Origin of the sequence: Saccharothrix coeruleofusca, from assembly GCF_014648515.1 — a bacterium.
Lineage (GTDB): Bacteria > Actinomycetota > Actinomycetes > Mycobacteriales > Pseudonocardiaceae > Actinosynnema > Actinosynnema coeruleofuscum.
This window is the reverse complement of sequence record NZ_BMRG01000012.1, coordinates 177,329-197,312: the sequence shown is the minus strand read 5'-3', so window position 1 is coordinate 197,312 and position 19,984 is coordinate 177,329. Positions and strand designations below refer to the sequence as shown.

General features: G+C 70.8%; 16 protein-coding genes and 3 pseudogenes. 12 read left to right on the top strand and 7 right to left on the bottom strand.

What is annotated here, in order from left to right; all coding sequences use genetic code 11:
* Positions 1-226: 226 nt before the first annotated feature.
* Positions 227-1,045, top strand: a complete 819-nt coding sequence (locus IEZ00_RS25810; RefSeq protein ID WP_189225915.1) for an SDR family oxidoreductase — start codon at positions 227-229, stop codon at positions 1,043-1,045.
* A 12-nt stretch (positions 1,046-1,057) separates the two neighbouring features.
* Here IEZ00_RS25810 and IEZ00_RS25805 read toward each other — a convergent pair whose 3' ends face one another.
* Positions 1,058-1,732 carry a TetR/AcrR family transcriptional regulator gene (locus IEZ00_RS25805; RefSeq protein WP_189225914.1) on the bottom strand — a complete coding sequence of 225 codons (675 nt, stop codon included), beginning with the start codon at positions 1,730-1,732 and terminating at the stop codon, positions 1,058-1,060.
* Between the two features lie 438 nt (positions 1,733-2,170).
* Here IEZ00_RS25805 and IEZ00_RS25800 point away from each other — a divergent pair, with 438 nt between their 5' ends.
* Both IEZ00_RS25800 and IEZ00_RS38385 read left to right on the top strand, forming a co-directional pair.
* Entirely contained in the window at positions 2,171-3,388 is a 1,218-nt protein-coding gene (locus IEZ00_RS25800) for an ABC transporter substrate-binding protein (RefSeq protein ID WP_189225913.1), read from the top strand.
* Positions 3,389-3,469: 81 nt separating this feature from the next.
* Positions 3,470-3,757: pseudogene (locus IEZ00_RS38385) on the top strand (hypothetical protein); the annotation flags it as partial.
* Here IEZ00_RS38385 and IEZ00_RS25795 read toward each other — a convergent pair.
* Positions 3,700-4,473 (bottom strand): hypothetical protein, encoded by a 774-nt coding sequence (locus IEZ00_RS25795; RefSeq protein ID WP_229796081.1) that lies wholly within the window; start codon positions 4,471-4,473, stop codon positions 3,700-3,702. The pseudogene IEZ00_RS38385 and the gene IEZ00_RS25795 sit on opposite strands and share 58 nt — an antisense overlap.
* 8 nt (positions 4,474-4,481) lie before the next feature.
* Here IEZ00_RS25795 and IEZ00_RS38155 point away from each other — a divergent pair.
* Positions 4,482-4,841 (top strand): annotated as a pseudogene (locus IEZ00_RS38155) (hypothetical protein); the annotation flags it as partial.
* A 71-nt stretch (positions 4,842-4,912) separates the two neighbouring features.
* Here the strand turns inward: IEZ00_RS38155 and IEZ00_RS25785 are convergent.
* On the bottom strand, positions 4,913-5,737 hold the full coding sequence (locus tag IEZ00_RS25785; protein ID WP_189225912.1) for an aldo/keto reductase: 825 nt from the start codon (positions 5,735-5,737) through the stop codon (positions 4,913-4,915).
* Here IEZ00_RS25785 and IEZ00_RS25780 point away from each other — a divergent pair.
* From IEZ00_RS25780 to IEZ00_RS25755, 6 genes are all read left to right on the top strand, one after another.
* Positions 5,736-6,320, top strand: coding sequence for a winged helix-turn-helix domain-containing protein (locus IEZ00_RS25780; protein ID WP_189225911.1), 585 nt, complete (start codon positions 5,736-5,738; stop codon positions 6,318-6,320). The genes IEZ00_RS25785 and IEZ00_RS25780 overlap by 2 nt on opposite strands.
* A gap of 61 nt (positions 6,321-6,381) precedes the next feature.
* Positions 6,382-7,317, top strand: a complete 936-nt coding sequence (locus tag IEZ00_RS25775) for a UDP-glucuronic acid decarboxylase family protein (protein ID WP_189225910.1) — start codon at positions 6,382-6,384, stop codon at positions 7,315-7,317.
* A gap of 29 nt (positions 7,318-7,346) precedes the next feature.
* Positions 7,347-8,957 carry a carbamoyltransferase family protein gene (locus IEZ00_RS25770; protein WP_189225909.1) on the top strand — a complete coding sequence of 537 codons (1,611 nt, stop codon included), beginning with the start codon at positions 7,347-7,349 and terminating at the stop codon, positions 8,955-8,957.
* The gene (locus IEZ00_RS25765) at positions 8,954-9,913 is read left to right on the top strand and encodes a glycosyltransferase family 2 protein (RefSeq protein WP_189225908.1); all 960 of its coding nucleotides are present in this window, start codon (positions 8,954-8,956) and stop codon (positions 9,911-9,913) included. Before IEZ00_RS25770 ends, IEZ00_RS25765 begins: the two co-directional genes overlap by 4 nt.
* A 2-nt stretch (positions 9,914-9,915) precedes the next feature.
* Positions 9,916-10,806, top strand: coding sequence for a glycosyltransferase family 9 protein (locus tag IEZ00_RS25760; protein WP_189225943.1), 891 nt, complete (start codon positions 9,916-9,918; stop codon positions 10,804-10,806).
* Entirely contained in the window at positions 10,764-12,053 is a 1,290-nt protein-coding gene (locus tag IEZ00_RS25755) for a UDP-glucose dehydrogenase family protein (RefSeq protein WP_189225907.1), read from the top strand. Before IEZ00_RS25760 ends, IEZ00_RS25755 begins: the two co-directional genes overlap by 43 nt.
* Before the next feature lie 283 nt (positions 12,054-12,336).
* On the opposite strand, the gene IEZ00_RS25750 is transcribed toward IEZ00_RS25755, so the two are convergent.
* Positions 12,337-12,807 carry a methyltransferase family protein gene (locus IEZ00_RS25750; RefSeq protein WP_189225906.1) on the bottom strand — a complete coding sequence of 157 codons (471 nt, stop codon included), beginning with the start codon at positions 12,805-12,807 and terminating at the stop codon, positions 12,337-12,339.
* 391 nt (positions 12,808-13,198) lie between these two features.
* Positions 13,199-14,056, bottom strand: a complete 858-nt coding sequence (locus IEZ00_RS25745; protein ID WP_189225905.1) for a hypothetical protein — start codon at positions 14,054-14,056, stop codon at positions 13,199-13,201.
* A 120-nt stretch (positions 14,057-14,176) separates the two neighbouring features.
* On the opposite strand from IEZ00_RS25745, the gene IEZ00_RS25740 reads away from it, so the two are divergent.
* Positions 14,177-16,423, top strand: coding sequence for a helix-turn-helix domain-containing protein (locus IEZ00_RS25740; protein ID WP_189225904.1), 2,247 nt, complete (start codon positions 14,177-14,179; stop codon positions 16,421-16,423).
* Between the two features lie 118 nt (positions 16,424-16,541).
* Here the strand turns inward: IEZ00_RS25740 and IEZ00_RS25735 are convergent, their stop codons facing one another.
* A complete protein-coding gene (locus IEZ00_RS25735) occupies positions 16,542-16,781 on the bottom strand; it encodes an integrase core domain-containing protein (protein ID WP_268248843.1) in 240 nt (79 codons plus the stop codon).
* Between the two features lie 62 nt (positions 16,782-16,843).
* On the opposite strand from IEZ00_RS25735, the pseudogene IEZ00_RS25730 reads away from it, so the two are divergent.
* A pseudogene (locus IEZ00_RS25730) lies at positions 16,844-18,369 on the top strand (ISL3 family transposase).
* 223 nt (positions 18,370-18,592) lie between these two features.
* Here IEZ00_RS25730 and IEZ00_RS25725 read toward each other — a convergent pair.
* Entirely contained in the window at positions 18,593-19,948 is a 1,356-nt protein-coding gene (locus tag IEZ00_RS25725) for an aldehyde dehydrogenase family protein (protein WP_189225942.1), read from the bottom strand.
* Positions 19,949-19,984: the final 36 nt, after the last annotated feature.

Sequence of the window (19,984 nt, the reverse complement as noted above, 5' to 3'; positions counted from 1 at the left end):
CCTGGCGAAAGCCCTTGACGTGGCCTGGTTCGGCGCGCACGGGCAGCGAGCGCCCCCGAGAGCCGGTTCCGACGGTGACCCGCTGTGTTAGCCAGCATAGCGATAACAGCGCAACACAGGTGGAGCGCCCAGCGTACACACTTCTATGCTGATTGACACAGAGTTGGTCGGCCCGTACGTTCGCCGCATCGGCCCGTGTTGGGTTCCATCGAGGAAAGGCATTCCCGTGCAGGAGTGGGAGGGGTCCGTCGCCTTCGTCACCGGCGGCGGACAGGGCATCGGTCTGGGCATCGCGCGCGCACTGGCCAAGCGCGGTGTCGGTCTCGCGGTGGTCGACATCGACGAGGCGGCGCTGGCTCGCGCCAAGGACGAGCTGTCACAGGTGACCGCGGTGGAGACCTTCCGGCTGGACGTGCGGGACCGCGCGGGGTTCGCCGCGGTCGCCGACGAGGCCGAGGCGAAGCTGGGGCACGTCAACCTGCTGTTCAACAACGCGGGCATCGCGCCGTACTCGCCCGCGGCGGAGCTGCGGTACGAGAAGTGGGACCTGGCCATCGACGTCAACCTCAAGGGCGTGGTCAACGGCGTCCAGACCTTCCTGCCCCGCATGATCGAGCGCGGGCAAGGGGGCTACGTGGTGAACACCGCGTCCGGGGCGGGCCTGGTGGCCGACGGGAACGTGCTGTACGCGACCACCAAGTTCGCCGTGGTCGGGCTCTCCGAGTCGCTGCGGCAGGCGACGGCCAGGCACGGCATCGACGTCAGCGTGCTGTGCCCCGGCCCCGTCGACACCGACATCGTCCGCAACACCCGGTCGGCGAACGAGAACGCTTCCGTGGGTCTGCCGGAGAACCTCGTCGCCGACGTCGAGGCGTTCCTCAAGTCGGGCGCCGACATCGACTCCGTCGGCGAGATGGTCATCGCGGGCATGCGGGCCCGGTCGACGTGGATCCACACCGGTCAGGAGGTGCGGCCCTACCTGGAGAAGCGGATGAAGGAGTTGCTCGACTCCGTGCCCGCCCCGGCCGCCAGCGGGGCCCGCTGACCGGGAACCGGATCAGCCGGCGCTCCCCCCGGAATCCCGTCCGCCCCCACCCGCGCCGCCGCGGGTGGGGGCGGACGGGATTTCCCAGATGTCGGCGAGGTGCTCGTCGACCAGGGCTGCCAGCGACTGCAGGGCCTGGTCGAGGTCGAAGCTGTCGGGATCGATGAGCGCCTGGAGGTGGATGCCGATGAGCGCCCCGTTGAGCGCCACCGCGAAAGCGCGCTCCCGCTTGGCCGCGGCTTCGGGATCGACCCCCTTCGGGCGCTTCAGGCGCAGCACCGTCTCCAGGCCCTCGCGGCGCTGGGCGAGGAACTGCTGGTACTGGGCGTGGACCGCGCCCGTGCTGTTCATCGCTTCGGTCAGGATCATGAACAGCAGCGCCGAGTTGTCGCTGCGCACCCATGCGGCGTAGTCGTCGAACACCTCGGCGAGCGGGGGCACGACCCGGTACCGCTCGGGCCGCATCACGCGGTCGACCGCGCGTTCGACGACGGCCATCACGAGGCCAGCCTTGTTCTTGAAGTGCCACGGGATGGAGCCCCGGCTGATGCCGGAGAGCTCGGAGATGTCGACGAAGGAAGTGCGGTCGAACCCGCTCTTGGCGAGCAGCTCCTCGGCCGCGTCGAGGATGCGACGACGGCTCTCCTCGCCGATCTCGTCGATCCGACGCCGCCCTCGGGAACTCACGGTCGCCATAGTAGTGCCCGTTTCACAGCTGCTGCGGCTGGGTGAACGCGGGCATCGCACCGTCGGCGTCGCAGGAGTCCGAACGGCGGAGCGCACCGCCCACATAGGACGTTTCGGCGCGCTTCGGCGGTGGGCGGCCGACTCGGCGGCGCAAACGGGCCACCAGGACGCGAGAGCGCCCGGTCGGGGTGCCGAGGGGGGAGTAGCACCCCGACCGGGTCTCGTCAGACGGCCAGGGGGGAGGGCCGTCCAAGCTCTCGTCGCACAGTCGGATACCCCGCCGCGGCGGTTCCAACCGCTCCGGCGGATCAATTCCTGTGAAGCACGTCACTGCGCCAACACCCATGGGCGGGCCGCGACGATCCGCGATCTTGACACCGCCGCGCGCGGCGGAGTAGGACGGCGGGCGTCCGTCCACCGTCGATCTGCGGGGCGATCTTGCGACTGCGAGCACTGCTCACCACGGCGGCGTTGCTCGCCGCCTCCGCCTGCGGCGCCACCCCCGACGCGCCCGCCAAGACCACGCTGACCTGGTGGGACCACTACGACTCCGGCGCGGCCGACCAGGCGGTCACCGCGCTGATCGCGCGCTACCAGGGCGCGCACCCCGACGTCGAGGTCAAGCGCACCGCCATCCCGCCCGCCGAGTTCCGCGCCAAGCTGGACCAGGCGGCGGCCTCGGGCGCGTTCCCCGACGTGGTCGCCGTCGACTCCCCCGACCTGCCCCGGCTGGTGGCGCAGAACGCCGTCGCCGACCTCACCGACCGGTTCCAGGGCTGGGCGGTCGGTGAGGCGCTGCTGGAACCGGTGCGCGAGAGCGCGCGGCACGGTGGCCGGTTCTACGGCGTCCCGCTGCGCAGCGAGACCCTGGCCCTGGTCTACGACCGCGAGGTGCTCGCCGGGGCGGCACCGCCCCGCACGTGGGACGACCTGCGGGCCACCGCCAAGGCGCTGACCAGGGACGGTCGTGCGGGCCTGTGCTTCGCCGGACTGCCCGAGGAGGACCTGACCAGCACCTTCCTGGCCTTTCTGTGGCAGGCGGGCGGTGACCTGGACACCGTGGACGACGAGGCGGGCGTGGAGGCGCTGGCGTTCGTCGACGAGTTGGTCAACGTCGACCGCAGCGTGCCCGCCGCGGCGCTGGGCTGGGACAACGCCCAGGTCGCGCGCGAGTTCGCGGCAGGCCGGTGCGCCATGATGGTCAACGGCCCGCGCGTGGTGCAGGTGCTCAACCAGGCCGGGATGAACTGGTCGGTCACCGCGCTGCCCTCCGGCGCGGGCGGGTCCGCCTCGCCCCTGGGTGGGGAGACCTGGGTCATCGGCAAGGGCAGCAGGCACGCCGACGCCGCGTGGGAGCTGCTCAAGTCGTTGGCGGAGAACCGGGACAACATCACCGAGTTCGGCGCGGGGTTGGGCGCGCTGCCCAATCGCGGCGACACGGTGCAGGACCTGGCCTGGCAGTGGGACCCCAACGTCGCCGCGTTCGCCGCGCAGATGCCGGAAGCCAGGCCGCGCAACGGCTACGGCACGAAGTACCCGCAGGTCTCCGAAGCGGTGTGGACCATGGTGCAGCAGGTGCTCAAGGGTGATCGCGAGCCGGAGGAGGCGGCGGCGGAGGCGCGGGCGAAGATCGAACCGCTGCTGCGCGAGCGCTGAATTCGCGGGACGCGGGCGTTCGACTCGCGAGAGGTAGCCCGATCGAGGGGTGATCTAGTGCTGCCGGGTTACCCCGCACCCATGCGGAAAGGCACACCGGCGAGCCGGGGCGCCCCTCGGACCCGGCGCTACAGCCGGGCACAGGCGCTGGCGCTCGCGGTCGGTCTGCTCCAGGTCTTCTTCGCCGTGGTGCGCGTGCTGCCGCTCAGCCCCGCCAACCAGGTGCTGCACCTGTGCACGGGGGCCGCCGGGATCGCGCTGTCCTGGCGGCACGGGCACGCGCGGCTGTACGGCGTGGGACTGCTGCTGCTCTACGGCCACCTGTTCCTGGAGGACATGGACACCTCGACCGCGCTGCTCCAACTGCCGGACCTGGAGGCGCTGTCCCACGGGCGCACCGCGCTGGCGGGCGCGGTGATCGCGGTGGTGCCCGCGTTCGCCCGGCGGTAGTCCCCCGCCGTCATCACGCCGTCCGGGTGGAAGCGCAGCTTGGGCCCCGTGTCGCGGGCGATCGCCTCGAACACGGCCAGGTCGGCCATGTTCTCGGGCTGCCAGTACATGTGCGCGCCGTGCGTGACGCCCATGTCCATGCCGATCATCGCGTCCACGACCCGGTGATAGCGCCGCTCGGGCAGCGGCACCCCGGCGGAGGAGTGGATGTCGAACACGTCGTGGTCGCCGGTCAGCGGCCGCAGCGCCCCGGCTCGGTCGTAGCCGTGCACCACGCCGTCGCGGACCACGAACTGGCCGCCGCGCTCCAGCGCGTCCATCTTGTCGCGCAACGAGTCGTACTCCGCGCGGCGCTCGGTGAAGCGGCGCAGCAGGTGCTCGCCGCAGCGGCCACCGGGCAGCACGGGCCGGAAGTAGCCCACCAGGCCGCGCTGCCCGCGCCGCGCGCCCAGCCGCACGTCCAGGTCGGTGATGGTCTTGGCCTTCACCGGCTGCGGCTTGGGCAGCGCTCCCCGGCGCAGCCACGCCACCGAGTGCGGGTTGGTCGCCCGCACGTCGATCACGACGTCCTGCTGGGCGGCCACCTGCTGGAACTTGCGGGCGTTCTCGACGGGCATCCCGAAATCGGGCTCCACGGACGCCAGTGGGACGAGGCGATCAGTGCGCACGGGTACCACCGTCCGCCGGAGAGCGACGTGCACCACACCCGGCTTTCGGGTTGGCCGGCCTCGCGGCACCGGGTGCGCTCTGCGGGCTGCTCGCCGGGCCGGAACGGCCGCGGGTGGTGTTTGCGCTGGTCCTGGGTGCGCGCACGGAGGCAGAGGCCGCCGATGCGGCGGGGTTGCCCAGGCGGGAGGTCGCGCGCGAACCGCGCTCGGTCGGACTGGTGGTGGGCGAGGGCCCGCTGCTGGTGCTGCGCCAGTGGTGCGAGGGCGGCGAGGTCGACCACGTGATCTCGCGCCGCTACCCGGTCGACGAGGGCCTGCTCGACCGCGAGGGCGGCCAGTACCGGCGCGCGGGTGGGCCGGTGGGGGTCCCGGCCGGTGGAGGTCTGGCCGCCCCCGCAGCGGCCCGTCAGGCGGCGTTGAAGGTGTCCGGGTCGGGCCCGAGGCGCGTACCGGTGTCCATGGTCGCGATCCGGTCCATGTCGTCCGTGTCGAGCTCGAAGTCGAACACCGCGAAGTTCTCCGCGATCCGGCTCGGCGTGGCCGACTTGGGGATCACCACGTTGCCCAGCTGCAGGTGCCAGCGCAGCACCACCTGGGCGGGCGTGCGGCCGTGCTTGTCGGCGATCGAGGTGATCACCGGGTCGCGCAGCGGCTCGCCGCCCTGCGCCAGCGGGCTCCACGCCTCGGTGACGATGCCGTGCTCGTCGTGGAACCGGCGCAGCTCGGCCTGCTGGAGCCGGGGGTGCAGCTCGACCTGGTTGACCGCCGGGACCACGCCCGTCTCGTCGATCACCCGCCGCAGGTGGGCGGGCTGGAAGTTGGACACCCCGATCGCACGCACCCGACCGTCGGCGTGCAGCTCGCCCAACGCCCGCCAGGTGTCGACGTAGAAGCCGCGGTCCGGGGTCGGCCAGTGGATCAGGTACAGGTCCAGCCGCTCCAGACCCAGCTCGGCCATGCTCGCGTCGAACGCCCGCAACGCCTGGTCGTAGCCCTGGTCGGCGTTCCACAGCTTGGTGGTGACGAACAACTCCTGCCTCGGCAGCCCCGACGCCACCAGCGCCCTGCCCACGGCGGCCTCGTTGCGGTAGGCCGCGGCCGTGTCGACGCTGCGGTAGCCGACCCGCAGCGCTTCGGCGACCGCGCGCTCGGTGTCCCCGGCGGGCACCTGGAACACGCCGAAGCCCAGTCGCGGCATGGTGACCCCGTTGTTCAGGGTGACGTCGATCATGCTGATCCTCCTCGTCGTGCCGCTCCATGATGCTGTCAACGCCTTCCACCTGCTGGACGGCGTTGACCCCGCCGCGCGCCGCTGGTGCGATCGGCACGTGGCCGTGACGAGTGCGTTCCCCGATGTGACGAGCGTCGACGTGACGGTCGTCATCCGCCTCACGGCGCGGTCGGCCCGAGCCTCCGATGCCGCGAGCAGGCTGGCCGACGCGCTGAAGTCCGCGCTGGACCTGCCGGGCGCGGAAGTGCTGGTCGACACCGCCGATGAGCCCGCCGTGCGGGTGCTGGCCGACTCCCGGCAGGTGTTGCACCGAGGGCGGTCGGTGGAGCTGACCCGCCTGGAGTTCGACCTGCTGCTGCACCTGTGCCGCTACCCCCGCCAGGTCCACCGGCGCTCCGCGCTGATGAACGTGGTCTGGGGCACCACCAGCTTCGTGGACACCCGAACGGTGGACGTGCACGTGCGCCGCATCCGCCAGAAGCTGGGTGACGCGGCGTCGCTCATCAGCACCGTGCGCGGCGTCGGCTACCGGGTGGACGACCCGCGGCGGGTGCTGGTCGTGCACGACGGGCAAGCGCCATGAGGGTTCGACTCCGGTAGAACCGCTGCGGTTACACCCCGAATCCGGGGGTAGCTGTACTGGTATGGGCTTCCAACGAGCGGTCGTGACCGGCGGCGCGGGCTTCCTCGGCTCGCACGTCTGCGAAGCGCTGCTGCGGCGCGGCACGCGCGTGGTGTGCGTGGACGACTTCCGGACCGGATCGCCCGACAACCTGCGCGTGCTGCGCGAGGATTCCCGCTTCGGCCTGGTCAGAGCCGATGTCGCGGTGCCGCTGGACGTGCTGGGCGAGGTCGACCTGGTGCTGCACCTGGCGTGTCCGGCCTCCCCCGTGGACTACCTGCGGATGCCGGTGGAGACCCTCCGCTCGGGTGGTTTCGGCACCTACCACGCCCTGGAGCTGGCCCGCCGCAAGGGCGCGCGGGTGGTGGTGGCCTCCACCAGCGAGGTCTACGGCGACCCGCTCGAGCACCCGCAGACCGAGTCGTACTGGGGCAACGTCAACCCGATCGGCCCGCGCAGCGTCTACGACGAGGCCAAGCGCTTCGGTGAGGCGATGACCATGGCCTTCCGCCGCGAGCACGGCGTGGACGCGGCGCTGGTGCGGATCTTCAACACCTACGGACCGCGGATGCGGACCGACGACGGCAGGCTCGTGCCCACCTTCCTGCGCCAGGCCCTGGCGGGGGAACCGCTGACCGTGCACGGCGACGGGAGCCAGACCCGTTCCCTGTGCTACGTGGACGACCTGGTCCGGGGCCTGCTGGCGATGGCGCACAGCGAGCACCCCGGTCCGGTGAACCTCGGCAACCCCGAGGAGGTCACCGTGCTGGAGGTGGCCCGCAAGGTCATCGAGGTCACCGGCAGCTCCTCCGCGATCCGGCACGTCGAGGCCATGGAGGACGACCCGAAGCGCCGCAGGCCCGACATCTCCCGCGCCCGTGAGCTGCTGGGGTGGGAACCCGAGGTGCCGCTGGCCGAAGGGCTGCGCCGCTCGCTGGACCGCCGCCTCGTCGGGTAGGCGCTCACCACGGACGAAAGGGGCCGCACATGCGCGTGCTCGGCATCAACGCGATCTTCCACGACCCCGCCGCCGCCCTGGTGGTGGACGGCGAGGTGGTGGCCGCCGCGGAGGAGGAGCGCTTCTCCCGGCGCAAGCACGGCAAGCGACCGGTGCCGTTCTCGGCCTGGGAGCTGCCCGAGCAGGCCGCCCGCTGGTGCCTGGCGCACGCGGGCCTGGAACCGGGCGACCTCGACGCGGTGGCGTACTCCTACGACCCCGGCCTGGTCGAGCCGATGGACGAGCCGTGGGAGGACCTGCGCACCACCTACGCCCAGCGCGCGCCCTACTTCCTGGCCACCGCCCTGCCGGGACTGGACCCCGACATCGTGCGGTTCGTGCCGCACCACGTGGCGCACGCCGGTTCCACCGGCCTGGCCGCCCCCTACGGCGGCGATTGCGCGGTGCTGGTCTCCGACGGTCGGGGCGAGTGCGGCTCCCACCTGGCGGGCAGCTACCGGGACCACCGGCTGACCACGCACGCGGCGCAGAAGCTGCCGCACTCGCTGGGCCTGATGTACGAGGAGCTGACCGAGCACCTGGGTTTCCTGCGCTCCAGCGACGAGTACAAGGTGATGGCGCTGGCCTCCTACGCCAAGCCCAAGCACCTGGACCTGATGCGGGAGCACGTCTACGCCACCGGCGACGGCGGTTTCGTCGTCGAGCCGATCGACTGGAGCACGCTGGCCAAGCGGCTGTCCAAGGGCGACGAGATCACCCACGAGCACGCGGAGCTGGCGGCCAGCGTGCAGGTGCGGGTGGAGGAGGTGCTGCTGGACCTGGTGCGCTGGCTGCACGAGCGCACCGGCCAGAAGCGGCTGACCATGGCGGGCGGCGTGGCGCTGAACTGCGTGGCCAACACCCGGATCTTCGCCGAGGGGCCGTTCGAGCAGGTGTGGGTGCAGCCCGCCGCCGGTGACGCCGGCACCGCGCTGGGCGCGGCGCTGCACGTGGCCGCCGAAGCCGGTGAGCCCGCCGCGCCCATGCCCGGCGCGGACCTGGGCCGGTCGTGGACCGACGACGAGATCGAGGACTTCCTGCGCAAGGCCAAGATCCGCTACGAGACGCCGGAGGACGTGGCCGTCGAAGTCGCGCGGGCGTTGGCCGACAACCAGGTCGTGGCGTGGTTCCAGGGCCGCAGCGAGTACGGGCCGCGCGCGCTGGGGCGGCGCTCGCTGCTGGCCAACCCGTGCTACGCGGACAACCTGGAGCGGCTGAACAACGTCAAGGGGCGCGAGCAGTTCCGGCCGGTGGCGCCGATGGTGCTGACCGAGCGCGCGGCGGAGCTGTTCACCCGAGGCCCGATCCCCAGTCCCTACATGCTGTTCGTGCACGACGTCCGTCCGGAGTGGAAGGACCGGATTCCGGCCGTGGTGCACGTGGACGGCACCGCGCGGGTGCAGACCGTCGGACCGGACGAGCCGCTGATGTCGCGGGTGCTCCGGGAGTTCGAGTCGCTGACCGGCGTGCCGGTGGTGGTGAACACCAGCCTCAACACCGCCGGGCGGCCGATGGTGGACGACCCGCGCGACGCGCTGGAGTGCTTCGGCTCCGCGCCGGTGGACCTGCTGGCGATCGGTCGCTTCGTGGTGCGGCGATGAGCGTGGACTACGCGGTCGTCATCCCCACGATGGGGCGCGCGAGCCTGACGGTGGTGCTGGACGCGCTGCACGAGGGCTCCGGCCCGCCGCCGCGCGAGATCATCGTGGTCGACGACCGGCCCGACCCGGACGCGGCTCCGCTGCCCGCGACGCACGACGCGCGCGTGCTGCGCAGCGGCGGGCGCGGTCCGGCGGCGGCGCGCAACGCGGGCTGGCGCGCGTCGTGCTGCGAGTGGGTGGCGTTCCTGGACGACGACGTGGTGCCGCCACCGGACTGGAAGGCCCGCTTCGCCAAGGACGTGGCGGACCTCGACTTGGACGTGGGCGCCAGCCAGGGCCGGATCACGGTGCCGCTGCCCGAGGACCGCAGGCCCACCGACTGGGAGCGCGGCACCGCCGGGCTGGCCGACGCCAAGTGGATCACCGCGGACATGGCCTACCGGCGGGCGGCGCTGTGCCACGTCGGCGGGTTCGACGAGCGCTTCCCCAGGGCCTACCGCGAGGACGCCGAGCTGGCGCTGCGCGTGCGGGACGCCGGGTACCGGATCGTCGTCGGCGAGCGGGAGACCACGCACCCGGTGCGGGAAGCGGACTTCTTCGCCAGCCTGCGCCAGCAGCGCGGCAACGCCGACGACGCGCTGATGCGGCGGCTGCTGGGACCGGGCTGGCGGCAGCGCATCGGCGGGCACCCCGGCAGGCTGCGGTGGCACGTCGCCACCACGGCGGCGGGAGCCGCGTCTGTCCTGTGTGGACTGGCGGGCCGCCGTGGTGCGGCCGTGGTGGCGGGCGCGGCGTGGGCCGGGCTGACCGGGTGGTTCGCCGCGCAGCGGATCGCGCCGGGTCCGCGCACCTCCGACGAGGTCTGGCGGATGCTGGTGACCAGCGCGGCCATCCCGCCCGCCGCCTGCTTCCACCGGTTGCGCGGCGAGTGGCGGCACCGGGCGGTGCGGCCGTGAGGGTGCTGGCGCTGCGCGCGCTCGGGCTGGGTGACCTGCTGACCGGGGTGCCCGCGCTGCGGGCGCTGCGCCGGGCGTTCCCGGACGCGGAGATCACCCTGGCCGCGCCCGCCTGGCTGGCCGACGCGGTGCGCCGGATCGACGCGGTGGACCGGCACCTGCCCACCGAGGGGCTGGTGCCGGTCCGGTGCGACGAGCCCGACCTCGCGGTGAACCTGCACGGTCGCGGGCCGCAGAGCACCGAACTGCTGCGGGCCACGCGCCCGCGCGAGCTGATCGCGTTCGGGCCGCGCGTGCCGTGGCCCGACGACGTGCACGAGGTCGTGCGGTGGTGCGGTTTGCTCGAAGCGCACGGCATCGCCGCCGACCCGGACGACCTGCGGTTGCCGCCGCCCGGTGACCGGACCAGCGCCATCGTGGTGCACCCCGGCGCGAGCCACGCCGCGCGGCACTGGCCCGCGCGGCGGTTCGCCGAGGTGGCCCGCGCGCTCGGCCCCGACGTGGTGGTCACCGGCAGCGCCGCCGAGGCCGACCTGGTGCGCGCCGTCGCCGACGGGAAACCGACCGCGATCGGCCCGCTGGCCTCGCTGCTCGACCTGGTCGCCACCGCCCGGCTGGTGGTCTGCGGCGACACCGGGGTGGCGCACGTGGCCACCGCCTACGGCACGCCGTCGGTGGTGCTGTTCGGCCCGGTCTCCCCCGCGCTGTGGGGGCCCCGGTCCGGGCCGCACCGGGCGCTGTGGCACGGCACGACCGGCGACACGTTCGCCGACCGGCCCGACCCCGGCCTGCTGCGCATCTCCGCGGCCGAGGTGCTGGCCGCGTCCTACGAGGCTCTGGGAGGTGGACCGTGCGACGGATCGGCGTCATCGGCGCGGGCTATGTCGGGCTGACCACCGCGGCGTGCTTCGCCCACCTCGGGCACCGCGTGGTGTGCGCGGACGTGGACCGGCGGCGGGTGGCCCGGCTGTGCCGGGCGGAAGTCGACCTGCACGAGCCCGGACTGGCCCGCCTGGTCGCGGAGGGCTTGCGGGAAGGGCGGTTGCGCTTCGTCGTCGGCAACCGCGAAGCACTGTCCGATGTGGACTTCGTCTTCGTGTGCGTGCCGACGCCCACCGGGGAGGACGGTTCGGCGGACCTGAGCGCCGTGCGCGCCGTGCTGCGGGAAGCGCGCGAGCTGATGGCCCCGGACGCCGTGCTGGTCATCAAGTCGACGGTGCCCGCCGGGACCACCGACCGTGCGGCCGCCGAGATGGAGGGCCACCAGGTGGTGTCCAACCCGGAGTTCCTGCGGGAGGGCCACGCGGTGCAGGACTTCCTCCAGCCCCAGCGGGTCGTCGTCGGCGCGAGCGTGGAGAGCGCGGCGCTGCGGGTGCTGGACCTGTACTCCGGCACCGGCGCGCCGGTCATGGTGACCACCCCGACCAGCGCCGAGCTGGTCAAGTACGCCAGCAACTGCTTCCTGGCCATGAAGCTGTCCTACGTCAACGCGCTGGCCGAGCTGTGCGAGCAGATCGGCGCCGACATCGGCGACGTGACCGAGGGGATGAGCCTGGACGACCGGATCGGCGCCTCCTTCCTGACCCCCGGTCCCGGCTGGGGCGGGTCCTGCTTCCCCAAGGACACCAAGGCGCTGCTGTCCACCGCCGAGTCGGTGGACGTCGACTTCTCCCTGCTGCGCGCCACCATCGACACCAACGAGCACCAGCCGCAGCGGGTCGTGGAGAAGGTGCGGGAGCTGCTCGGACCGGTCGAGGGCAGGCGGATCGGCCTGCTGGGGCTGGCGTTCAAGGCGGGCACCAACGACCTGCGCGACTCCCCCGCCCTGGCGGTGGCCGAGCTGCTGGCCGAGCAGGGCGCGCGGCTGGCCGGTTACGACCCGTGCGTGGACCACGGTCCGGTGCCGGTGGTCTCCTCGGTCGAGGAGGCCGCGACGGGCGCTTCCGCGCTGCTGGTGCTGACCGAGTGGCCCGAGTTCGCCGAACTGGACTGGCCCGACCTGGCCTCGCGGATGGCGCGGCCGGTCATCGTCGACACCCGCAACCTGCTGCCGCGCGACAAGGTCACCGAAGCCGGCTTCACCCTGCTCTCCCTGGGCACGCCTGCAAGTACCACCCGCCCCACCACAGCGGGCCTGTGACTACTACCCGGCCACGGGGTCGGGTAGTAGTCACAGGCCGGGGAACGGTGGTCAGGTAGTATCGGTGGTTCGTTGACAGCGGAGTGTGTATGCGGTAGTCCGTGGCCATCCGGAGTGCCCGCTCACGCAGCTCGTCCGGGTAGTTCTTCGGTGGGGCCATCGATCCTCATCATCCAGGCTTGATGGTCTCCATCAAACCCGGTACGGAACAGAACATCGGAAACGTGCCGGTGTCGGGTTGAGCGCGCTGGCTCGTCCGGAGTCTGCGGCACACACGTCTGGTTCAAGGAACCGGTCGAAGCCCCATTAACCCGCCCAGCGGCAGCAGTCGCGGTACGCGGGCCCGGTAGGATTCGTATGCCTGGCCGAACACCTCGCACAAGAGCCGTTCCTCCCTGTGGATCTTGGCTCTCAGCGTCACCGCCGCCAACCCGAACGCGGCGAGCGCCCAGCCGTGCTGGATGATCAGCGCGGTGCACAGGAGCATGCCGAGCACCCCTGTGTAGATCGGGTGTCGGGTGATGGCGTACGGCCCGTCGGTCCGCAGTACGTGGTCGCTGCGCACCGACGGCAAGGGGGTCCACATGGCGCCCAGCGCGATCCGCGCCCAGACGGTGAACGTTGTGCAGACCGGTAGGGTGGCCGCCGCTGTGGTGGCAAGCCACTGGTGGCCAGTGAGTGGTGGCCACTGGATGGAGGGGGACAGTTCGTTGACACCCCACGCAAGCGGGATCACAACCAGGAGCAGGGGCACCAGACCGGATCGTGGCCGCACTCGTGGCCGTGATGCGTGCCGAGTGGTATGCACGGCACCGATGATCCAGGTCAGTGTCACCACTGCCCAGCATATCGCGACAATCCACCACCGCCAGGTTTCTGCCATCTTCAAGCCTTCCCCATGATTAGTGGCCGGTGCTTCCGGCGGCCTGTTCGGGCCGCCGGAAGCACCGGCAGGTCAGATCACGTCCACAAGAGCACGGCCAGACCGATCGCGAGCGCAACCAGGAACATGGCAATACCTCCCCTCAATACATTCCCGCGCGGCACGGGTCAGGAAATCGCGGCGCCGACAATCGCAGCGAAAAAGAAGGCGGCGAGCACGAACACGCCAAACCAGTCCATTTCATTCCTCCTTTCAGAATTCGTCAGAACGAGTCGATGACGGTCGGCAGCGATGCGAGCTCGCCGTTGCCGAATGTCACCATGCCGCTGCTGCGGACCGAGCGGGCGTTCAAGTTCACGCCGGAAATTGGCGTGCCGTTGGCGTAGTCACGGCAATCGATGCTGCTGGCATTCTCCACGCGACAGTCGCGGGGTGGCGGAGGTGTCCAGCAGCGGCCGGTCATGGAACCGAACGTGGGGCAGTCAGTGTTGCCAGCTTCCCCCGCCCGGCGAGGGCTGTAGTCGTTGTGCGCGGTGATCACTCGCGCGGGCCGCTCCACCCAGCGGTCGTCCTCGAAGTGCTCAACTTTGATCGACGAGCCCGCGTCGGAGCCGAAGATCCAGTAGTCGTGGACGAACGCGGTGATCGTGACCCGCCAGTAGCCGTTGGCGGAACAGCGCACGGCCTGCTTCGAGGTGTGGGTGTCGGACGGCAATGCGCCCGATGACTGGCAGGGCGGCGGGATGTTCGGTGCCACCCGAGCCGCAGCCCGCCCGTTGTCATCGAGCGCCTGCCACCGGGTCTGCGGGGTGACGCAGACGTGGTCGCCGGGCACGGCCTCTCGCCAAACCCACCCCTGACGACAGGTGTCCGGACCGAACGGGCCACCGCCGGGTTCTCGCCGTGCGGCCGCCTGGGCGTTGTCGTCCCAGCTCTGCTGCCGGGTTTGTGGGGTGACGCAGACGTGGTCGCCGGGTACGGCCTCTCGCCAGACCCACCCTTGACGACAGGTGTCCGGACCGTACTCGCCCGCCGATGCTGCGAGGGATCCCATCCACAGCATGGTTGACGTCGCGACGGCCGTGAACGCGACGAGGTGATTGACTCCGCGTGTCATCACGCCTCAACTCCTTCCTCTTCGGATCAGCACGGGCATAACCGTTGATAGCCGGGGACGCGTTCATCGGCTACCGTTCGTGAACACTCATGAACGACATGAACACGTTTCCGAGGGAGTCTCATGTCCGAGTCACCGCCGGACCCCTTCCAGGAGGCATGGGCAGATTTCGGCCGAAGACTGCGGAGACTGCGCGAAAAACGTAAAATGTCGATGGACGACGTGGTCCGCAAGTGGGGTCACCCTAAAGCGTCGCTGCACAACATCGAGAAGGGCAAAGCTTTCCCGCGAATTAGAGATTCTGTCGAAAACCTGCTGATCGTCTACTACGGGAGGGAGCCGGACGGAGAACTCAAGGAGGAATTTGAAGAGCTGCGGTCACAGTGGGAGGAAATCGTCCGCCTGTTACCCGAGCGGCGTGGCCGGGTCGCCCTGAAATCGAATGGCTATCCGGTGTTCCCCTGGCTGGCAGCGCCTCCCGCGAGTGACCTCTCCGCATTCCTGGACGCGCTGGCCGTAGATGTGGAGCGACAATGGAGGAACGAGCGCCTGATCAAAGCGATACCGATGCGCTGGACTTTCAGCTGGGATGTCGCAGATCACCGCGACGTGGTGCTGGCCGACGGCGATATCGCGTTCGAGGGCGACTTGGACGCAACGGCGGAGGTCCTGGACTGGCTGCCGCACCATCGGCTCGTGCTTCTGGGAGAGTCCGGCATGGGCAAGACCGTGGCACTGGCGCACTTGGTACTCGGTCGGATCAGGCGCCGCGAACCAGGAGGGCCGGTGCCGGTCATGCTGACGATCAGCGAATGGAATCCGTCGGCGGTGGGACTGGTCGAGTGGCTCGTCGAGCAACTGGTCGCGAGGTACCCGTCCGTACGCAGCAGCGAGCGAGCCTCCGAAATCGTCGGCTCCGGACTGGTGATTCCGGTGCTGGACGGTTTCGACGAGATACCGCAACACCTGCGTCCGGTGGCGCTGACACGGATTAACAATGCACTCCCAGGTGTCGGCGCGCTCGTGCTGTCATCACGTGGAAAGGAGTTCCGCGCGGCAGTGCGGCATCCCCGAGGCCGGGTGCTTGAGGCGACCGCCGTCGCCGAGGCCGAACGTCCTCCTGTCAATGTCGTCGCCGAATACCTACGACTGGTTGTCGACCCCCATCGCCTCGAGGGGTGGGAACCGGTCCTCGCCCGGCTCACTGAGGAGCCGGACGGGCCGCTGGCCGCGACGTTGACCACTCCATTGATGGCGTGGCTTGCCCTGGCCGACTACGGGGAAGGCACTGCCCATCCCACCGACCTGCTGGGCTTCACCGACCAACGCAAGATCGAGGACCACTTGCTCTCGCGGCTCGTGCCGACGCGCTATCACCCATTCTGGGCCAAGGACTCGGGACCAGAGCCCACAGCCGATCGGAAACCTCTCGACCGCGTACCCACCCTTGCGAATGCCCAGCGGTGGCTTGCCTTCCTCGACGACCACATGCGTCACGTCCGGTCTTCCGAACTGGCCTGGTGGCGGGTCGAATTGGCTGTGCCGAGACCCGCGATCGGGACGCTGGGCGGGCTTGTGTTCGCGCTGGTCGTCGCGGTTGCGGTGGGCCTGCCGTCCGGGTTGTTGCACGGCACGGCGATTGGACTCTGGTGGGGGTGCGTGGGCGGGGCGGTCGCGGGCCTGCTCGGCGGAACGGCGCTGTGCCTGCTGGCGGCATCACAACAGCCGCACCCTTCGGTCGTACGCCTGCGCCCGTGGCGTGCGCGTCGTCACCTGACTGACTCTCCGGGAGAACCGCTCTGGCGGCATGTGACAGAAGGTTTTGGCACCGGTGCACTCAGTGGAGCCTGTGTGGCACTGGTGGTGGCGCTCGCGATGTCAGGTGTCGGCCTCAAACAGGCCGCGATCGCCAGCGCGTCGAGCGCGGGCGTCGCGGTCATGCTCGCGATCGGAATCGCCCGCACCCTCGACTTCTGGGTCAGCGCGCCCACCGACGACACGATGTCGATCAGCCCGGTCGTCGTGTTCCGGAACGACCGCGCGGTCGCCTTGATGCAAGGACTAGTTGGTGGCCTGGCATTCGGTCTCGCGTTCGGATTGAGCAGAGGCATCATCGCAGGTGGCGCCGCAGGCGCGGCAGCGGCGGTGACGCGCTGTTTCATCGGTGGGCTTGATCAGGGCCTGAGCAAGGTTCACGTCACCGCATGGGGCCGCTTCATGATCGCCAGTCTGTGGCTCGCCGTCACACGCAGGGCACCGTTGCGCATGATGGCGTTCCTTCAGGACGCCGACTACCGCGGCCTGCTGCGCCGGGAGGGAGCTGTCTACCGGTTCCGCCATGAGCGGCTGGCGGCGGTTCTGCCACGATGACAGAGCATCGCCTCCGAGGACTTGCCCCTGAGTGTTGGACACCAGACACACTTGGATCCTGACGACCCGGGTGGACAGGTGATCCTCACCCCGTTTGGCGGAGTCGGGTCACTGGAGTTCAGGCTACTGGAGCGATCTTGGCGTGTCGGAGTTCGTACTCGATCGGTGTGAGCATTCCGAGTGCGGTGTGGCGTCGGCGGCGGTTGTGGAACATCTCGAGGTACTCGAACAGGGCGTTGGCCAACTCGAGGCGGGTGCGCCATCGTCGGCGGTCGAGCAGCTCGGTCTGGACGCGTCCCCGGAACGATTCGATCATGGCGTTGTCATAGCAGTCGCCGATCGAGGGACTGTAAAACACGAGCGGCTCTGACCCGTAGTCGGTGGTGACGCCAAGTAGCCAGCCATGATCACGATCTTGTGATGGATGTCGATTCCCTTGTAAGGACGGTGTTTTCCGGACTGTCGGCGCTGGTCGTCCAGGACGTGGCGGACGGTGGCGGCATGGTGGTGGTCACGGCCCGCACCCGGGACGCGGCCGTGTCGTGTCCGGGGTGCGGGACCGCGACGGCGCAGGTGCACGGCTACCACCATCGGACGCTCAAGGACGTGCCGGTTGACGGCCGTCAGGTCGTCGTGCACCTGCGCACCCGACGACTGGTCTGTCCTGCTCGGAGTTGCCCGCGACAGACCTTCCGGGAGCAGGTTCCCGGACTGGTGGAACGCCACCAGCGCCGTACGGTGCGGCTTGTTCGGCAGATATCCCAGGTGGCGCAGGAGTTATGTGGCCGGGCGGTCGCACGGCTGGCCGGAGTACTCGCCGTGCCGGTGTCCCGCAGCACCGCGTTGCGCCGTCTGCGACGCCTGCCACTGCCCGAGTTGACGGTTCCACGGGTGATCGGCGTGGACGATTTCGCCCTGCGCCGCCGCCACCGCTACGCCACGATCGTCATCGACGCCGAGACCGGCCGACGCGTCGCGGTCCTGCCCGGCCGCGACGCCGCCACCCTGGAATCGTGGCTGCGCGGGCATCCCGGTGTCGAAGTGGTATGCCGGGACGGCTCGGCCACCTACGCCGAGGCGATTCGCCGTGCTCTGCCCGACGCGGTGCAGGTCAGCGATCGATGGCATCTCTGGCGCAACCTCTGCGACAAGGTCCTGCTCGAAATCCGCGCGCACGCCGGATGTTGGGCCACAGTCAACCCACCCCGGCGGAGTTCACGAGCAGACCGTCCACGAACGCCGGAACAAGGTCCACGAGCTACTCGGCCGAGGCGTCGGCCTGCTCGACTGTTCACGGCGCCTCGGCATGGCCCTAAACACCGTCAAACGCTATGCCCGCATGCCCGAACCCCACGCTTTGCGCATCGCCCCCACCTACCGCCCGACGCTGGTCGACCCCTACCGCGACCACCTGCGCGCCCGCCGCGCCGCCGATCCCGCGATTCCGGTTACCCACCTGCTGGCGCAGATCCGGAAATTGGGCTACACCGGCAGCGCCAACCTGCTGGTCCGCTACCTCAACCAGGGCCGCGCCGAAAGCGACCCCCGTCACGACCTCACGTCACGCCAGTCGCATCCTGCTGACCAGACCCGAAAAACTGCGTCCGAAGGACACGGCTCTGCTGGAGAAGATCACTGCGGCCTGCCCGGAGATGACCACACTCGCCGAACTGGTGCGCGGCTTCGCCGCCCTGCTGACACCTGCCGCGGGCAACGACGCGAAACTCACCGAGTGGATCGCGACAGCCCGAGGCGTCGACCTACCGCACCTGCGCAGTCTCACCAACGGCCTCGAGACCGACCGGTCCGCAGTGGACGCCGCCGTCACGCTGCCCTACCACAACGGCCGCACCGAAGGCGTCAACACCCGTACGAAAAGGATCATGAGACAGATGCACGGACGCGCAGGATTCGACCTTATCCGCCACCGCATCCTCCTACCCTGACAGACACCCAGCGTTACCACCGACTACGGGTCAGAGCCGCTCGTTTGACAGACCCACCGCCGGAGCCGACCACGCCGACCGACCGTCGACAAGAGAGGGGGACCCACGACACAGTCCACAACAGACAGGATGGTGTCGAAACCCGCCTGGCCGCTGGCCCTACGCCAAGTCCGTGGATGGCTGGCCCCCTGGAGGTCGCTTCAGCGCTACTTGCAGGCGTGGGTCAGCCGGGCAGGCCGAGGTGCACGACCTTCGTGGTGGTCATCTCGTCCAGCAGCTCGGGCCCGTAGCCGAACCCGGTGCCGCTGGCCCGTCGGGGCTGCGCGGCACCGCCCGGAGCGCCGCCGAACACCGCGTTCACCTTCACCGTCCCCACCGGCAGCGCGCGCCACGCCTGCTGCGCGTGCGCCATCGACCCGGTGAGCACCGTGGCGGCCAGCCCGTGCTCGTCCACGCACGCCAGCGCCAGAGCTTCCTCGAACGAGGGCACCACGCACACCGGGGCGACCGGCCCGAAGGTCTCCTCGCGCATCACCCGCATCTGCGGGGTGCAGCGGGCCAGCACCGTGGCCGGGTAGTACGCGCCGTCGCCTTCGGGCACCTCACCGCCGACGAGCACCTGCGCGCCGTCGGCGACCGCCTCGGCCACGTGGGCGTGCACGCTCTCGCGGTGGCGGGTGTCGACCAGCGGCTGCGGGTCCTCGTTCCAGCGTCGCGCCCGCTCGCACAGCGCCGCCACGAACGCCTCGGCCACCGCCTCGTGGACGAAGATCCGCTCCACCGCCGTGCACAGCTGCCCCGCGTTGACGAACGCGCCCAGCGCCGCCTGGTCGGCGGCCCACTCCGGGTCCACGCCGGCGTCGACCACGAGCGGGTCGTTGCCGCCGTTCTCCAGCAGCGCCTTGGCCCCGGTCGCGGCGGTGGCGGCCAGGATCTGCCTGCCGGTGGCGGTCCCGCCGACGTGGGCCACCACGTCGACGTGCGGGTTGGCGGCCAGCAGCGCGCCCACCGCGCCGTCGCCGGTCAGGCCCTGCAGCACACCCGCCGGGAAGTGCTCGGCCAGCAGCTGGCCCAGCAGCAGGCCGGTGTGCGGGCAGCGCTCGCTGGGCTTGTGGATCACCGCGTTGCCGGTCACCAGCGCGGCGCCGAGCAGCCCGCAGGCGATCGCCACCGGGTCGTTCCACGGCGTCAGCGCGACCACCACGCCGCGCGGCTCGGGGACCATGAAGTCGGTGGCGTCGTGGCCGCCCAACAGCGTCCGGCCGCGGTGCACCGGGCCGAGCTCGGCGTACTGCTCCAGGGTGGACGCGCCCGCGAGCACGCCCTCGCGCGCGGACGCGAACGGCCTGCCTGTCTCGGTCTCCACCACGGTGGCCAGGTTGTCCGCCTGCTCGCGCAGACCCGCCGCCGCGGCGCGCAGCGCGGCCCCGCGCTCGGCCGCGGGCACCCGCGCCCACGCGGCCTGCGCTTCGCGGGCGTCGAGCACCGCCGAGGCGACGTCCTGCTCGGTCGCGGTGGGCAGCCAGCCGACCAGGCTGCCGTCGAGCGGGCTGTGGATGTCCAGTGGTGCGGCGCGCATGTCGGTCATGCGGTCCGGGTACCCCCGGCTCCCCGG